12 protein-coding genes and 1 riboswitch are annotated in these 15,988 nt (G+C 70.7%); of the genes, 5 read left to right on the top strand and 7 right to left on the bottom strand.

Translation table 11 applies throughout. The features are described from left to right. Positions 1-132 precede the first annotated feature (132 nt). From cobN to OG735_RS10020, 5 genes are all read right to left on the bottom strand, one after another. Entirely contained in the window at positions 133-3,852 is a 3,720-nt protein-coding gene (cobN, locus tag OG735_RS10040; RefSeq protein WP_327322787.1) for a cobaltochelatase subunit CobN, read from the bottom strand. Beyond that, positions 3,849-5,429 carry a cobyric acid synthase gene (locus OG735_RS10035; protein ID WP_327322786.1) on the bottom strand — a complete coding sequence of 527 codons (1,581 nt, stop codon included), beginning with the start codon at positions 5,427-5,429 and terminating at the stop codon, positions 3,849-3,851. The genes cobN and OG735_RS10035 overlap by 4 nt, the downstream gene beginning before the upstream one ends. Next, positions 5,426-6,391 (bottom strand): cobalamin biosynthesis protein, encoded by a 966-nt coding sequence (locus OG735_RS10030; RefSeq protein ID WP_327322785.1) that lies wholly within the window; start codon positions 6,389-6,391, stop codon positions 5,426-5,428. Before OG735_RS10030 ends, OG735_RS10035 begins: the two co-directional genes overlap by 4 nt. Positions 6,392-6,498: 107 nt before the next feature. Next, positions 6,499-6,637, bottom strand: a riboswitch (cobalamin riboswitch). A gap of 196 nt (positions 6,638-6,833) precedes the next feature. Beyond that, positions 6,834-7,055 carry a hypothetical protein gene (locus tag OG735_RS10025; RefSeq protein ID WP_327322784.1) on the bottom strand — a complete coding sequence of 74 codons (222 nt, stop codon included), beginning with the start codon at positions 7,053-7,055 and terminating at the stop codon, positions 6,834-6,836. A gap of 12 nt (positions 7,056-7,067) precedes the next feature. Further along, positions 7,068-8,315 (bottom strand): inorganic phosphate transporter, encoded by a 1,248-nt coding sequence (locus OG735_RS10020; protein WP_327322783.1) that lies wholly within the window; start codon positions 8,313-8,315, stop codon positions 7,068-7,070. 237 nt (positions 8,316-8,552) lie between these two features. Between OG735_RS10020 and OG735_RS10015 the strand changes: the two genes are divergently transcribed. From OG735_RS10015 to OG735_RS10005, 3 genes are all read left to right on the top strand, one after another. Beyond that, a complete protein-coding gene (locus OG735_RS10015) occupies positions 8,553-9,215 on the top strand; it encodes a class II aldolase/adducin family protein (protein ID WP_327322782.1) in 663 nt (220 codons plus the stop codon). A 91-nt stretch (positions 9,216-9,306) separates the two neighbouring features. Beyond that, positions 9,307-10,434, top strand: a complete 1,128-nt coding sequence (locus OG735_RS10010; RefSeq protein ID WP_327322781.1) for an alpha/beta hydrolase — start codon at positions 9,307-9,309, stop codon at positions 10,432-10,434. Between the two features lie 118 nt (positions 10,435-10,552). Beyond that, a complete protein-coding gene (locus OG735_RS10005; protein WP_442812403.1) occupies positions 10,553-12,022 on the top strand; it encodes a hypothetical protein in 1,470 nt (489 codons plus the stop codon). Between the two features lie 52 nt (positions 12,023-12,074). Here OG735_RS10005 and OG735_RS10000 read toward each other — a convergent pair whose 3' ends face one another. Together OG735_RS10000 and ypfJ are read right to left on the bottom strand one after the other, a co-directional pair. Further along, entirely contained in the window at positions 12,075-12,479 is a 405-nt protein-coding gene (locus tag OG735_RS10000; protein ID WP_327322780.1) for a VOC family protein, read from the bottom strand. 88 nt (positions 12,480-12,567) lie between these two features. Beyond that, positions 12,568-13,458, bottom strand: coding sequence for a KPN_02809 family neutral zinc metallopeptidase (ypfJ, locus tag OG735_RS09995; RefSeq protein ID WP_327322779.1), 891 nt, complete (start codon positions 13,456-13,458; stop codon positions 12,568-12,570). 289 nt (positions 13,459-13,747) lie between these two features. Here ypfJ and abc-f point away from each other — a divergent pair, with 289 nt between their 5' ends. Then, positions 13,748-15,346 carry a ribosomal protection-like ABC-F family protein gene (abc-f, locus tag OG735_RS09990; RefSeq protein ID WP_327322778.1) on the top strand — a complete coding sequence of 533 codons (1,599 nt, stop codon included), beginning with the start codon at positions 13,748-13,750 and terminating at the stop codon, positions 15,344-15,346. A 376-nt stretch (positions 15,347-15,722) separates the two neighbouring features. Beyond that, positions 15,723-15,944 carry a helix-turn-helix domain-containing protein gene (locus OG735_RS09985; protein ID WP_006123601.1) on the top strand — a complete coding sequence of 74 codons (222 nt, stop codon included), beginning with the start codon at positions 15,723-15,725 and terminating at the stop codon, positions 15,942-15,944. Positions 15,945-15,988: the final 44 nt, after the last annotated feature.

The raw sequence follows: 15,988 nt of genomic DNA, 5'->3' as shown, positions 1-15,988 counted from the left end.
CGATCGTGTTGAGGCGGGGAGATTGCCCCACCCCGCCCCTTCCCGTAACCAGGGGGCTTCGGTCCGAATCAAGCCTCGCCGGCGTTTGAGGCGCGGGGTCCGGGGCGGAGCCCCAGCAGCTGGCAGGCGTCCTCACGCGTCCCCCTCCAAATCACCCTCGAGCTCCAGATACGTCGCCCGCAGCCGCTCCAGCGTCTCCGCGTCCGGCTCCGCCCACAGCCCCCGGTCCGCCGCCTCCAGCAACCGCTCCGTGATGCCCCGCAGCGCCCACGGGTTCGACTTCTCCATGAACGCGCGGTTCTCGGGGTCGAAGACGTACTCCGCGGAGAGCTTCTCGTACATCCAGTCATCCACGACACCCGCCGTGGCGTCGTACCCGAACAGGTAGTCCACCGTCGCGGCCATCTCGAACGCGCCCTTGTAGCCGTGCCGCCGCATCGCCGCCATCCAGCGCGGATTGACCACCCGCGCCCGGAACACCCGGTGCGTCTCCTCACCCAGCGTGCGCGTCTTCACCTGGTCCGGTGTGGCGCTGTCACCCACATACGCCTCGGGCGACTCACCGGTCAGATGCCGCACCATCGCGACCATCCCGCCGTGGTACTGGAAGTAATCGTCGGCGTCGACGAGGTCGTGCTCCCTGGTGTCGACATTCTTCGCCGCGACCGCGATCCGCCGGAACGCCGTCTCCATGTCCCCGCGCGCCGCCCGCCCTTCGAGCCCGCGCCCGTACGCATAACCGCCCCACACCGCGTACACCTCGGCCAGGTCGGCGTCGCTGCGCCAGTTCCGCGCGTCGATCAGCGGCAGCAGCCCCGCACCATAGGCACCCGGCTTCGAGCCGAAGATCCGGGCCGTGGCGCGCCGCCGGTCGCCGTGCTCGGCGGTGTCCTCGTCGGCATGCGCCCGTACGTAGTTGGACTCGGCCGGCTCGTCCAGCTCCGCCACCGCCCGTACCGCGTCGTCGATCAGCCCCACCACATGCGGGAAGGCGTCCCGGAAGAAGCCGGAGATGCGCACCGTCACATCGATGCGCGGACGGCCAAGCTCCGCGACCGGCACCACCTCGAAGCCGGTGACCCGCCGCGACGCGTCGTCCCAGACCGGCCGGCAGCCCAGCAGCGCCAGGATCTCGGCGATGTCGTCGCCCTGGGTGCGCATCGCGGATGTGCCCCACACCGTCAGACCCACCGACTTGGGGTACTCACCCGTGTCCGTGAGATACCGGGCCACGAGCGAGTCGGCCAGCGCCTGGCCTACCTCCCACGACAGCCGGGACGGAATCGCCTTGGGGTCGACGGAGTAGAAGTTGCGGCCGGTCGGCAGCACATTCACCAGACCGCGCGTCGGTGACCCGGAAGGACCGGCCGGTACGTATCCGCCGTCCAGCGCCAGCAGAATATGGTCGATCTCGTCCGTCGTACGGGCCAGCCGCGGCACGACCTCCGCGCAGGCGAAGCCCAGCACGGCCACCGCGTCCGGGCAGATGGGTCCAGGGGGTGTCACCCCGGAAGGCGCAGCGGTGCCCAGCACCTCAGCCACCAGACCGGCAGCGGCGGACACCTCCCACCCGCGCTCCTCCATGCCCTCCGCGAGCCGTCGGCACAGCTGCTCCAGCAGATCGATCGCGTCGGCGCCGGTCCGTGCGGGGCCCTCGACCAGCTCCGTGAGCTCCACCGGCACCTTCACCGGCGCACCCGGCTCGCCGAGCAGCTCCTTCTCCACCAGACCGAAGTGCTCGGCGAGACAAGCCCGAAGGCCCGGCAGCGCGTTCGCCGTGCCGCCCCACACCTGAGAGGCGCGCAGCACGGCCAGTACGAGATTGACCCGGGCCTCGGCCTCCGGGCCGCCGCCCAGGATGTGCAGACCGTCCCTGATCTGGACGTCCTTGATCTCGCAGAGATAGCCGTCGATGTGCATGACGAACGAGTCGAACTCGCCGTCGTCCGGCTGCTCGTCGACATGCAGGTCGTGGTGCAGCTCCGCGGCCTTCACCAGCGTCCAGATCTGCGCCCGTACGGCCGGGGCCTTCGTCGGGTCGAGATCGCTGACGAGCGCGTACTCGTCGAGCAGCTGCTCCAGCTTGGCCAGGTCGCCGTAGGTGTCGGCACGCGCCATCGGCGGCACCAGATGGTCCACGACGGTGGCGTGACCGCGGCGCTTGGCCTGGGTGCCCTCGCCCGGGTCGTTGACGATGAACGGGTACACCAGCGGCAGTTCGCCGAGCACCGCGTCAGGACCGCAGCCCGCCGACAGTCCGAGCCCCTTGCCCGGCAGCCACTCCATGGTGCCGTGCTTGCCCATGTGCACGATCGCGTCCGCGCCGAAACTGTTGTCCAGCCAGCGGTACGCCGCCATGTAGTGGTGCGAGGGCGGCATATCGGGGTCGTGGTAGATCGCGATCGGGTTCTCGCCGAAGCCGCGCGGCGGCTGGATCATCACGATGACGTTCCCGAACTGCAGGGACGCCAGCACGATCTCGTCGCCGTCGACGTACAGGCTGCCCGGCGGCTCGCCCCAGTGCTCCAGCATTCCGTCGCGCAGGTCCGGCTCCAGCTTGTCGAACCAGGCGCGGTAGTCGGCGAGCGGCACGCGCGCGGGGGCGGCGGCCAGTTGCTCCTCGGTCAGCCACTCCACATCGTGACCACCGGCGTTGATCAGCCGGTGGATCAGCTCGTCGCCGTTGTCGGGGTAGCCCTCCACGGCGTAACCGGCGTCGCGCAGCGCGTCCAGCACCCGCACGGCGGACGCCGGGGTGTCGAGACCGACGGCGTTGCCGACCCGTGAATGCTTGGTCGGGTAGGCGGTGAAGACGAGCGCGAGCTTCTTCTCGGCGTTCGGCTTGTGCTTCAACCGGGCGTGGCGTACGGCGATTCCGGCGACGCGTCCGGCGCGCTCCGGATCGGCGACATACACCGGCACGTCGTCGGGGCCCTGCTCCTTGAAGGAGAACGGGACCGTGATGATCCGCCCGTCGAACTCGGGGATCGCCACCTGCATCGCCGCGTCCATGGGGGACAGGGCCGCGTCCGACGCCTCCCAGGTGGCCTTCGACGAGGTCAGGCACAGTCCCTGCAGCACCGGCACATTGAGCTCGGCGAGCGCGCCGATGTCCCAGGCCTCGTCGTCCCCGCCGGCACTGGCGTCACTCGCCCGCGTGCCGCCCGCGGCCAGCACCGTGGCGACCAGCGCATCGGTCCTGGCGAGCAGCTCGTACAGCTCGGCGTCGGCGCCGCGCAGCGAACCGCAGTACACGGGAAGGGCGTTGGACCCGCGGGCCTCGATCGCGTCGCACAGCGTGTCGACGAATCCGGTGTTGCCGGAGAGCTGGTGCGCGCGGTAGAAGAGCACGCCGACGCTCGGTCGCTCCTCCACATACGCACGCGCGCCGTGCACGCCCCACTCCGGCATCTTCTGCGGCTCGGCACTGTGCCTGTCCTGCGCGTCCGCGGCACGACCGTGACCGGCCAGCAGCACGTCCTCCGTCAGGAACCGGGACAGCTCGACGAGGTTCCCGGGCCCGCCCTCGACGAGATACTGCAGGGCCTCCGCGACAGCACCCGCGTGCACGGACGACTCGGCCATCAACTCCGCGTCGGGCACCGCCTCGCCGCCCAGCAGCACGGTCGGAATCCCGGACGCCTTGAGGGCCGCGAGCCCGTCCTCCCAGGCCCGCTTCCCGCCGAGCAGCCGTACGACCGCGACGGATGCGCCCGCGATGAGCGCGGGCAGCTCCTCCGCCACATCGATACGGGTCGGATTGCCGATGCGGTAGGGCGCGCCGGAGGCCCGGGCCGCCAGCAGATCCGTATCGGCGGTGGACAGCAACAGCACGGTGCTCTCGGTGCTCATGGCGCTCCAGGTGCGATGAAGGGAAGTCCTGAGGGTGCGCCCGACTCGATGAGCCGCAGCAGCGCATCCGTATCCGCGTGTTCTTCGATGAGGTCGCCGAGGCGGTCCAGCTGCTCTTCGCGCAGCGCGCCGAAGCTGGTGTCGGGCGCGGGCACGAACCGCCGGCCCGCGGACTCGGCGACGTCGCGCAGGAACGCCCGGCGGAAGCCGTCGCTCTCCAGCGATCCGTGCCAGTGCGTACCCCGGACGGCGCCGACCCGGCAGCCGTCCAGGCTGTGTCCGTCGCCATCGGAGATGAACGTGTCGCCGCCGAGTACTTCGGCGACGCCGTGGTGGATCTCGTAGCCCTCCACGCATTCACCCAGGGCCTCGCCGACCGGCCGGGCGAGGGTCTTCTCGCGCGCGAACCGCACCCGCACGGGCAGCAGTCCAAGCCCCTGGACACGGCCCGCCCGCGACTCGACCTCGTCCTCGATGTGCTCGCCGAGGAGCTGGAAACCGCCGCAGACACCGAGCACGGGCCGCCCCTCGGCAGCCCGGCGCGCAAGCGCGTCGGCCAGCCCGCGCTCCTTGAGCCACTCCAGGGCCCTGACCGTGCCCCGGGTTCCCGGCACGACCACCAGGTCGGCGTCGACAAGTTCCTCGGCCCGGTCCACGAACCGCACGACGACACCCGGCTCGGCGGCCAGCGCGTCCACGTCCGTGAAGTTGGACATCAGCGGCACGGCACAGACCGCGACCCGCAGTATGTCCTCGCCCACGGGCGGCGCGACCACCGACTCCCGTACCGCGCCGCGCAGCGAGACCCGCAGCCCGTCCTCCTCGTCGATGCCGAGCCCGTGGGCGTACGGCAGAATCCCGTACGTGTGCCGCCCGGTCAGCCCGCGCAGCATCTCGATACCGGGCTCCAGCAGCGACACATCGCCGCGGAACTTGTTGACGATGTATCCGGCGACCAGCGCCTGATCCTCGGCGCTGAGCAGCGCGGTGGTCCCGAAGAACGAGGCGAAGACCCCACCGCGGTCGATGTCTCCGACCACCAGCACCGGGAGCTGTGCCGCTCGCGCGATGCCCATGTTCACAATGTCCGTACGCCGCAGATTGATCTCGGCCGGACTGCCCGCCCCCTCGCAGATCACGGCTTCATACGTGCCCCGCAGCTCCTCCAGGCACTCCACGACGGTCCCGAGCAGCGCCTCCTGCCGCCCACCGTGCAGGGTTTTCCCGGGGGACGCCCCCTCAGACCCCCCGAAGAACCCGCGGGCGCTCAGTTCGCCCACCGGTTTACCCATCAGGACCACCTGGCTCGACCGGTCGCTGCCCGGCTTGAGCAGCACGGGATTCATCAGCGCGCTCGGCTCCACGCGCGCGGCCTGCGCCTGCATGGCCTGCGCCCGGCCGATCTCCGCGCCCTCGCGCGTCACGAACGAATTGAGGGACATGTTCTGCCCCTTGAAGGGCGCGACCTTCACTCCCCGCCGCACCAGCCATCGGCAGATCCCGGCCGTGACGACGCTCTTGCCCGCGTCGGACGTGGTCCCCGCCACCAGCAGCCCGCCGCCTCTGCGCCTGCTCATCCCCGCCCCTTTTCCGCGCGCCGCGCGCGCAGTGCGTGACCTGCCAGGCGGCCCGCCGCGCAGGTCGCCAGTGTCAGCCAGCCGACGCGCCGCGAGAGCCGTACGGCGCGTTCGATGTCGCCGAACTCCACCGGGCGCCCGGTGCCGTTGAGTACGGGACGGTGCTCCACCCGGCCGCCGTACGAGAGGGTCCCGCCCAGGCGTACGCCGAGCGCCCCCGCGAACGCAGCCTCCACCGGGCCCGCGTTCGGGCTCGGGTGCTTCTTCGCATCGGCCCGCCAGGCCCGTACGGCTCCGCGCGCATCCCCGCCCGCGAGTACCGCGAGTCCCGCGGTGAGCCGGGCCCCCGGCCAGCCGGCCACATCGTCGAGCCGCGCCGAGGCCCAGCCGAACCTCCGGTATTTGGACGACTTGTGCCCGACCATCGCGTCCAGCGTGTTGACGGCACGGAACCCCACCAGACCCGGCACGCCCGCGAGGGCGCCCCAGACCAGCGCGCCCACCACGGCGTCGGAGGTGTTCTCGGCGACGGACTCGACGACGGCGCGTGCGATCTGCTGCTCGTCCAGCGCCTGCGGATCGCGCCCGCACAGATGCGGCAGGCGCTCCCGCGCCACGTCCACGTCACCGGCGGCGAGCGCGCCGCCGATGGCCCGCGCCTCGCGGCCCAGCGACGTACCTCCGACGACGGCCCAGGTGGCCGCGGCGATCAGTGCGACGGATGCGCGGCCGCGGCCCCGTACACCGCGCGCGAGAACCGCGGCGGCACCCGCGGCGCCTCCGGCGCACACGGCGGTGTGCAGTGCGCCCCAGCCACGGTGGTCACGCCACAGGACATGCTCGACAGCGCCCGCGGCCCGCCCGAACGCGGCGACCGGATGCCCGCGGCGGGGATCGCCGAGCAGCAGGTCGCCGGCCAGGCCGGCGGTGGCGCCGTACACGAATTCACGGTCGGCACGCATGGGTTCAGGCCGACGCTTCGCCTCGAACGACCCTCGTACTCACAGCAGGAACTGAACCGCAGCCGGGCATGGCGATATGTCCTCACTCAGGGTGTCCGCGCCCTGGTTCGACGTGACCGGCGGTGAGAGTTCCTGGCTTCCGGGGACTGCTCCCCGGTGACAGTGGCGGGACCGCGCCGGATTTGCACCGGCTTCCTCTTCTGCCGCCGTAGATGGCTTCGGCAGTCCACCACGCTGCGAGAACGACCGTCAACTTGCCTTTGACCTGCGATGCAAGAGTGTGTTGGGGCACACATGTGGGGCGGATTTCCGCCAGGTGTCGAAAACGGGCCGTACCGCCACGTCGCCCGCGACGCAGGAGCCGGGCCGGGTCACCCGAAGGGGTGCCCGGCCCGGCCTGTGAAGCGGTTGATGAAGCTCGTGAAGCTGGTGAACCGTGCCGTCAGATGACGATCAGATAGATCCCGTACGCCACGGCCGCCGCGCAGAGCGCGAAGCAGGCGTACGCGCCGGTGCGTGCCAGGGTCGCGGAACCGCCCTGCGCGGCCGCCGACTCCTGCTTGGTCAGGCCGACGATGCCCAGGGTGAACAGACCCACCAGGGCGACGGTGGCGACGAGGCTCACGCCGAAGACGGAGCCGAGAGCTGCCCAGTCGATGTTCATGCTGATCTGTCCTTACACCGTGGCCGGCTGCGTCGGCTCGGAGTCGGTGGGGGCCGGAGCCGGGATGGTGGTCTTGAAGTCCTGCGCGGGCGTGCCGGCCGGCGGCGGGGTGACGGCCGCGATGGCGGTGGTGACGACACCCGCGGGCTCGGCGTCGGCGTCCACCGCGTTGACGTTGGTGTGGTCGACCACCTGGCGGCGGGAGATGAACCAGATCGCGACGCAGGCGCCGATCAGGAAGGCCGCGACGACCGCGACACCCCAGTCGCCCTGCCTGGACACGAACTCCGAGCCCGCGGCGACCATACCCGCGGCCGGCAGGGTCAGACCCCAGGCGACGAACATCCGGGTGGCGGTGGACCAGCGGACCACGCCGCCCTTGCGGCCCAGGCCCGCGCCCATCACGGCGCCGGAGCAGGAGTGCGTCGTCGACAGCGAGAAGCCGAGGTTGGAGGAGGCGAGAATGACGCTGGCCGCGCTGGTCTGGGCGGCGAAGCCCTGCTGCGGCCGGAGGTCGGTGAGGCCCGTGCCCAGGGTGCGGATGATGCGCCAGCCGCCGAGGTAGGTGCCCATCGCGATCGCGAGACCGGCGGAGAGGATGACCCACATCGGGGGGTTGGAGCCGGGGGAGAGGACGCCGCCGGCGACGAGCGCCAGCGTGATGACGCCCATGGTCTTCTGGGCGTCGTTGGTGCCGTGGGCCAGGGAGACCAGGCCCGCCGAGGCGATCTGGCCGGCGCGGAAGCCCTTCGCGGTGGCCTTCTCGTCGGCGTTCTTGCCGATCTTGTATGTCAGCCGGGCGGCGAGGAACGCCGCGAGGCCGGCGACCAGCGGGGCCGCGATCGCGGGGATCAGCACCTTGGTGACGACTGTGCCGCCATTGACGCCGCTGACGCCGACCGAGGCGATGGTGGCGCCGATCAGACCGCCCATGAGGGCGTGCGAGGAACTGGACGGCAGGCCGATCAGCCAGGTCATCAGGTTCCAGAGGATGGCGCCGACGAGCGCAGCGAAGATGACTTCGGGTGTGATGCCTGACTCGGTGACGATGCCGCTGGAGATCGTCTTGGCGACCTCCACCGACAGGAACGCGCCGACGAGGTTGAGCGCGGCGGCCATGGCCACCGCCGTCTTGGGCTTCAGAGCGCCGGTCGAGATGGTCGTCGCCATCGCGTTGGCGGTGTCGTGGAAACCGTTCGTGAAATCGAACACGAGAGCTGTCGCGATCACAATCGCGAGCAGCAAGGTGATGTGTTCCATTTACCCAGGCAATCGTTTGACGTCAGTGGCTCGGCGAACGTAGTTAATCTGGGTGAACGGAAGATGAACTGAGACGGGCTTTGCGGTGTCCGCAAGTGAGGATCCGTCACTCCGCTCGCCGATCACCACGGAGATGGCGGGGACGGCGCCGCGGAAGGCGCCTTTTCTGGCGATTTGGGTGATCTCCGTCACCGTGACCTCTGTGGCCTCCCGGCCCCCGCCTGACAGGATCGCCGCATGACCGATCAGGTGCGGCAGGACGCGATCGAGCGGGCGTGGGAAGACCTCGTGGCCACGGCCCGCAGAACAGCGGCGGAAGGCCTGGTGGTAGGCACCTCGGGCAATGTCTCGGTACGGGTCGGCGGACTCGTCCTGGTCACCCCGAGCGGAGTGCCCTACGACCGGCTCAGTCCCGAGGACGCCGTCGCCGTCGATCTCGACGGGAACCAGGTCCTCGGTGATCTCGCCCCCACCAGCGAGCTGCCGCTGCACCTCGAGGTCTACCGGAACACCACCGCCGTCGCCGTCGTGCACACCCACGCCGTGCACGCCACCGCCGTCTCCACCCTCGTCCCGGAGCTGCCGCTCATCCACTACATGGCGGCCGCCCTCGGCGGCCCCGTGCGCGTCGCCGCGTACGCCCTGTACGGAACGGAGGAGCTGGCCGAGAACATGCTGTGCGCCCTGCGGGACCGCACCGGCTGCCTCCTCCAGAACCACGGCACGGTCACCTACGGCGACTCCCTCGACCAGGCCTACGACCGCACCGCCCAGCTGGAGTGGATGTGCCGGCTCTGGCTGACCGCCGCGGCGCTGCCCGGCTACTCGCCCACCCTGCTCTCCCGGTCCCAGCTGCACGAGGTGGCGGACAAGCTTCAGAGCTACGGCCAGCCCCGCTGACGTGCCGACCGCCTCCGCGCCGGAGGCCTCCGCAGACACCGGCGGCCCCCGTCCACTGGCCGCACGGCGCGGGGGTGCCGACACTGGAACGGTGCGCCCGGCAACAGCGACGGCGGTAGCCGTCACCACTCTGATCGGTGTCGGCGCGGCCGCGATAGCGGCCGGCCGCTACGCCAGCGATCTCGCGCTCAAGGCGCCGCCCGGCCGGCCCCTGCCCGGTGACCCCCGGCTCACCGTGCACGCCACGGCCCCGGGCCGGCTGACGCTGACCCGCAGCCTCGCCTCGCTGCGCCCCGGTACGTACGGAATCGAGGGCCCGGACGTCCACGCGGTCGTCGGCCCCGTCCTCGACGATGTCCCGCACGCCGCCGACACCGTCGTACGCCGACTGGAACGCGTCACCCACGGCAACCTGGAACCGGGCACCAGGGTGCGGCTCACCCCGCAGGTGCACAGCGGCGACCCGGGCAGCGCGCTACGCCTCAAGTACAGCGATATCGACATCCCCGGCGAACTGGGCGCGCTGCCCGCCTGGTTCGTGCCCGGCGCCCGCGACACGTGGGTGATCACTGTGCACGGCCTGGGCGCCACACGGGAACACCCCATGAACATCATGAAGTTTCTGCACGCCCACCGGTTCCCCGTGCTCGCCCTCGCCTACCGCGGAGATCTCGGCGCCCCCAGATCCCCGGACGGCCTCGGTCACCTCGGCGACTCCGAGTGGCGCGACCTGGACGCCGCCATCCGCTACGCCGTGCGCTACGGCGCCCAGCGCATCGTCCTCCACGGCTGGTCCACCGGCGCCTCGATGGCTCTGCACGCCACGGCCAACTCCGCGCTGCGCGATCGGATCAACGGACTCGTACTGGACTCACCGGTCCTCGACTGGGAAGCCACGCTGCGCAATCTGGCCGCCGCCCGGGGCACCCCGGGGCCGCTGCTGACGCTCGCCGTCAGGGCTGCGCAGGGCAGAACGGGACTGCACGGCGACCGGCTGCTCGAGGCCGCGGACCCGGACACGATGCGCGTACCGACGCTGATCTACCACGGCCCGGACGACACCCTCGCGCCGTGGTATCCGTCCCGCGAACTCGCTGCCCGCCGCCCCCAGCTGATCAGCCTGCAGACCGTCCAGCACGCCCCGCACGGCGCGATGTGGAACGCCGACCCGGCACGCTACGAAGAAGCCCTGCGCCGTTTCCTCACCCCCCTGATGTAGTTCCTGCCCGATGTAGTTCCTGGACAGCCGACGGGTAATGCCTGGCAGGACGGCCGCTCAGTCCGGCCGACCAGGTTCCGTTTGGGCTTTCGGGCCGTCAGCGGGAAGACTGCTCCCCGTGACGTCCCGAAAGCCTGATGAGCAATTGGCGCGCAACTCCAGACTCCGTCTTGTCCGCCCGCGATCGCTGGCCGCCGCACGGCGGGCCGTGACGACCCGGCGCACCCGGCCTGTCCCGCGGCCTCCCGAGGGCACTCCGGCCCCCGCCGAGCTCGCCCGCCAGGCGCGGGCGGTCCTCGCCGACGCCGTACGGATCGCCCGCTGGGCCGCCGTCGAGCGGGACCCCAGCACCGCCCCGCTTGCCGACCGCGCCCAGGATCGGGCCGCGGCCGCCCTGGAGTTGACCCCGCACCAGGTACGCGCGGGCTGGGACCGCGCCCGCCTCGCCGGCCTGGTCGAGCTGCACGGCGACACCGCACGCCCCGGCTGGCGGCTGCGCGCCTGGGACCGTGACGACATGGCCGTGCTGCGCGGCTGGGTCGCCCTCTTCGACGCCTGGTCGCTGGTCCATCCCGCGCCCGACGATGTCGCCCCCAGCGCGGTCGCCGAGGTCGTCGAGGCCGTCCCCCAGGTGCTCTCCCTCCTCCAGCTGTCGGCCGGCCCCGTGCTCGTACCGGTCCTGCTCGACCTCCTGCAGCAGCGCGTCGTGGAACTGCGCGAGGAGCGCTGCGAGGTCGCCTACGGTCCTCAGTCCGAACCACGGGCCGTCGGCGCCGACTCCGAGGCCAAGACCGCGCTCGAGACCGAGCTGGAGACCGCGCTCGAGTCCTGGCCCGGGTCCGACCCCGAGTCCCGGCCGGACGTTCCTGTCTCCCTTCTTCTCGACTGGGCTCTGGAGGGCCTTTCCGCCGTCGGCGCCCTGACCCTGGACCAGGGCCGGTCCGCCACGCTCACCCCGCTCGGCAATTGGGCGGTCTGGGTCAAACTCGAGCAGATCTGCGTGGCCGCGCAGAGCCCCGCCGGCAATATCGAGCAGCCCGCCGAAGACATGCTGCGCGGCTGCGCCCGCCTCACCCCCGGCCCGGCCCGCGCCGAGTACCGCGCCTGGCTCGCGGCCCGCACCGTCTCCAGCGCGGTAGCCGAGCTCCTCGGCGTCGCCCGTGGCGAGGACGCCCTGCTGCGCGGACTCGCCTTCGAGGCCCTGCGCGTTGTCGGCGCCCCCGCCGAGGCAGACGTCCGCGCAGCCGCCGACGAGCCCTCGCTGCGCCCCTACGTCCTGCTCTGGCTCGCCGAGTACGAGGGAGCGGACCCCGAGGACGCCGCCGAGGTCCTCACCCGTGAGGAAGCGACCTGGCTCTGGGTGGACACCGCGGCGGCCGTCGCCGACCACGGCGAGCCCCAGCTGTTGCTGCGCCATCTCGACTCCGCGGTGCAGGGCACGGTCCCGGCGCTGCTCGACGAGGTCCGGGCCGGCGGCCACCCCCGTACCGTCCAGGTCCTGGTCGCGCTGGCTGCCGCGCACCCGGACCCGGCCCTGGCCAAGGCCGTGCGCCGGGCCGCGTTCCAGGTGCACACCGGAGGCGTCTAGCCGGGCCCGAACGCGGCGGAAGCCGGCGAGTGTCGGCGCGTGGCGGGGGAGGCTAGGACTCCTCCGTCCCTGGTGTGTACGTGCCGAAGCTCCACACATTGCCCTCGATATCGCGCGCCATGTAGTCACGCGCGCCGTAGTCCTGGTCGGTCGGCGGCATCACGATGTCCGCGCCATGCTCCACCGCATGGCTGTGATGTGCGTCGACATCGTCGACATGGACGAACACACCCGTCGGCCCGCCGCCCTCCATCAGCTTGTCGAATTCGCTGCCGGTGCCCTTGCTCCCCAGCATCACCATGCCGTTGCCGAAGGTCAGCTCGGCGTGCAGCACCGCGCCTGCCTCGTCCTCGTACACCGCGTGCTCGGTGAAGCCGAAGGCCTCGGTGAGTTGCTTGATCGCGGCCTTCGCGTCCGTGTACACCAGCGTCGGACAGATGCTCGGTGACTGCGACATCTCGATCACTCCTTCATGCTCGACGGTAGGGGTGTGATCTGTGTCTCAGTCTTGCACCGGCCACTGACAACGCCCGGCAGTCGGGCGCTCAGGCGAAGGTGTTGCACCGGGCCATGTCGCCCGTGCGGAAGCCGTTGTAGAACCACTGCCGGCGTTGCGCAGCCGAGCCGTGCGTCCAGGTCTCCGGAGTGACCCGGCCCTGGAACTTCTCCTGGATCCGGTCGTCGCCGACCGCCGCCGCCGCGTCCAGACCGTCCTGGATGTCCGCCGCCGTCAGCGAGGTCAGCAGCGGCCGGCCGGTGGCCTCGTCGGGCGTGGTCGTCGCATGGTGCGCCCACACCCCGGCGTAGCAGTCCGCCTGCAACTCCACCTTCACGGCACTGCTGTTGGCGCCCTGTCCCCCGTCCTGTGCCCGCTGCAGTGCGCCTGTCAGGTTCTGCACATGGTGGCCGTACTCATGGGCCACCACATACGCCTGGGCGAACGGACCGCCGCTCGACCCGAATGTGGTCCGCAGTTCGTCGAAGAAGCCGAGGTCCAGATAGACCTTCCGGTCGCCGGGGCAGTAGAAGGGGCCGACCGCCGAGGTCGCGGTCCCGCACGCCGTACCCACCCGGCCCGTGAACATGACTGTCCGCGCGTCCGAATAACGCCCCTGGCGCCGCGGGAACTCGGCCCGCCAGTAATCCTGCACACTGTTGACCACCGCGACGATCCGGCAGTCCTCCCTGGTGTTGGCATCCGAGCCCCGCCTGCACGCCTGATTGACCTGCGCCTGCGACGACGCCGTCGCTGCCGGGTCGGTGTCGCCCGACGACAGCCCGAGCTGGTCGGGCCCCACCCCGAAGAGGAGCCCCAGGATCAACGCGATGAGGCCGACGATGCCGCCGCCGACGGTGGTTCTGCCGCCGGGAATGCGGCTGCCGCGCACATCCTGGACCTCGGAAGTGTCCAGATCGGCGTCGTCGTCGAACTGCATGGGCCATCACCCTCTGCTCCAGGGCGGCGGCAGCCCGCAGCCCTGCGCCGAGTATCGGTCAGGCGGGTACCTCTCGCCCCTTTTGTCGTACGACTCCGGGGGCCCGCTGACTCCGGGGCCGGCTCGCCTGCACCGCGCCGTCCCCGCCGTCGGTGGCCGCCTTGTAGGCGTAAAGCACTTGCACAGCCCCGCTAGACTGGTTCGTATGGCAATTCTCCTTGCGCATTAGACGGCGTCGAAGCTCCCACGTCCGTCCCTTCCGCCGTCCATACCGCCCTGGAGTCTTTCCGTGATCACCGCTTCCGGTATCGAGCTGCGCGCCGGCGCACGCGTCCTCATCGAGTCCGCTTCCTTCCGTATCGCCAAAGGCGACCGCATCGGCCTGGTAGGCCGCAATGGAGCGGGCAAGACCACGCTCACCAAGTGCCTCGCGGGTGAGGGCATCCCCGCCGCCGGCACCATCGCCCGCTCCGGCGAGGTCGGCTACCTCCCGCAGGACCCGCGTACCGGCGACCTCGACACCCTCGCCCGCGACCGCATCCTCTCCGCCCGGGAGCTCGACTCCGTACTGAAGAAGATGCGGGAGAACGAGGAGCGGATGGCGAACGGCAAGGGCGCCACCCGCGAGAAGGCGATGAAGAAGTACGAGCGCCTGGAGACGGAGTTCCTGACCAAGGGCGGTTACGCCGCCGAGGCCGAGGCCGCCACCATCGCCGCCGCGCTCGGACTGCCCGACCGGGTGCTCGGTCAGCCGCTGCATACGCTCTCCGGCGGTCAGCGCCGCCGCGTCGAGCTCGCGCGCATCCTCTTCTCGGACGCCGACACCCTGCTCCTCGACGAGCCCACCAACCACCTCGACGCCGACTCGATCGTCTGGCTCCGTGAGTACCTGAAGTCCTACCGCGGCGGCTTCATCGTGATCTCCCACGATGTCGACCTCGTCGAGACGGTCGTCAACAAGGTCTTCTACCTGGACGCCAACCGCTCGCAGATCGATGTCTACAACATGGGCTGGAAGCTCTACCAGCAGCAGCGCGAGGCCGACGAGAAGCGCCGCAAGCGCGAGCGCCAGAACGCCGAGAAGAAGGCCGCGGCCCTCAACTTCCAGGCCGACAAGATGCGCGCCAAGGCCACCAAGACCGTCGCCGCGCAGAACATGGCCAAGCGCGCCGAGCGGCTGCTGTCCGGTCTGGAAGCGGTACGTGTCTCCGACAAGGTCGCCAAGCTGCGCTTCCCCGATCCCGCACCCTGCGGCAAGACCCCGCTGACCGCGGAGAGCCTGTCCAAGTCGTACGGCTCACTCGAGATCTTCACCGATGTGGACCTCGCCATCGACAAGGGCTCGCGCGTCGTCATCCTCGGCCTCAACGGCGCGGGCAAGACGACACTGCTGCGGCTGCTCGCGGGCGTGGAGCGGCCGGACACCGGAGAGGTCACCCCGGGTCACGGTCTCAAGCTCGGCTACTACGCACAGGAGCACGAGACGCTCGACCCGGACCGCACGGTCCTGGAGAACATGCGCTCCTCCGCGCCCGACCTCGACCTCGTCGCGGTGCGCAAGACGCTCGGTTCCTTCCTCTTCTCCGGTGACGACGTCGACAAGCCGGCCGGGGTGCTCTCCGGCGGTGAGAAGACCCGTCTCGCGCTGGCCACCCTGGTCGTCTCGTCCGCGAACGTCCTGCTTCTCGACGAGCCCACGAACAACCTCGACCCGGCCAGCCGCGAGGAGATCCTCGGCGCGCTGCGCACCTACAAGGGCGCCGTCATCCTCGTCACGCACGACGAGGGCGCGGTCGAGGCGCTGGAGCCGGAGCGGATCATCCTGCTGCCGGACGGGGTCGAGGATCTGTGGGGCGCGGACTACGCGGACCTGGTGGCGCTCGCCTGATCCCGGCCCGGCCCCGTGCCGGTCCGGACTGCTCTGCCGCTGATCCGCCGCTGATCCACTCCGTATGGATCATTCGGCTTACGGGTGATCCATCATCTGTGTGAGAACGTCTCGTACCACGGTGTGGCACCGAGCGGATTCCTTCCGTCCGGGCCTCTGGTCCTGCCTGTGCCCCTTGCCCTGCGCTGACCTGGCACTTTTGCCGGGAACCCGTTCGGACGTGCGAACACGGACCTGCGGAATCAGAGATTCCGGTAGTGATGTCCGCTCGGCGCACGGCAAAGCTTGTCGCACGGACCTTGCCGAATGGGTGGCCAGGAAGCTCTCTAGGGGTGATCATGAGAGTCCAGAGCGCACTTCCCATGAGGAGGCACGGGTGGCCGAGACTCTGAAGAAGGGCAGCCGGGTTACCGGCGCCGCGCGTGACAAGCTCGCGGCAGACCTGAAGAAGAAGTACGACTCCGGTGCGAGCATCCGGGCGTTGGCCGAAGAGACAGGCCGCTCCTATGGATTCGTCCACCGGATGCTCAGCGAGTCCGGAGTCACGCTGCGGGGACGCGGCGGAGCGACGCGAGGCAAGAAGGCCGCCTCGGCCTGACGACCGAGGCTTCCTTCGGCCCACCGGTTTCTACGGTGGCCACC

Origin of the sequence: Streptomyces sp. NBC_01210 (assembly GCF_036010325.1) — a bacterium.
GTDB lineage: Bacteria > Actinomycetota > Actinomycetes > Streptomycetales > Streptomycetaceae > Streptomyces.
This window is presented reverse-complemented; position numbering and strand designations above follow the sequence as displayed.

Excerpts from the sequence above, each read along its gene's own strand:
- cobN (WP_327322787.1), bottom strand. The coding sequence starts at position 3,852 with ATGAGCACCGAGAGCACCGTGCTGTTGCTGTCCACCGCCGATACGGAT.
- OG735_RS10035 (WP_327322786.1), bottom strand. The coding sequence starts at position 5,429 with ATGAGCAGGCGCAGAGGCGGCGGGCTGCTGGTGGCGGGGACCACGTCC.
- OG735_RS10030 (WP_327322785.1), bottom strand. The coding sequence starts at position 6,391 with ATGCGTGCCGACCGTGAATTCGTGTACGGCGCCACCGCCGGCCTGGCC.
- OG735_RS10025 (WP_327322784.1), bottom strand. The coding sequence starts at position 7,055 with ATGAACATCGACTGGGCAGCTCTCGGCTCCGTCTTCGGCGTGAGCCTC.
- OG735_RS10020 (WP_327322783.1), bottom strand. The coding sequence starts at position 8,315 with ATGGAACACATCACCTTGCTGCTCGCGATTGTGATCGCGACAGCTCTC.
- OG735_RS10015 (WP_327322782.1), top strand. The coding sequence starts at position 8,553 with ATGACCGATCAGGTGCGGCAGGACGCGATCGAGCGGGCGTGGGAAGAC.
- OG735_RS10000 (WP_327322780.1), bottom strand. The coding sequence starts at position 12,479 with ATGTCGCAGTCACCGAGCATCTGTCCGACGCTGGTGTACACGGACGCG.
- ypfJ (WP_327322779.1), bottom strand. The coding sequence starts at position 13,458 with ATGCAGTTCGACGACGACGCCGATCTGGACACTTCCGAGGTCCAGGAT.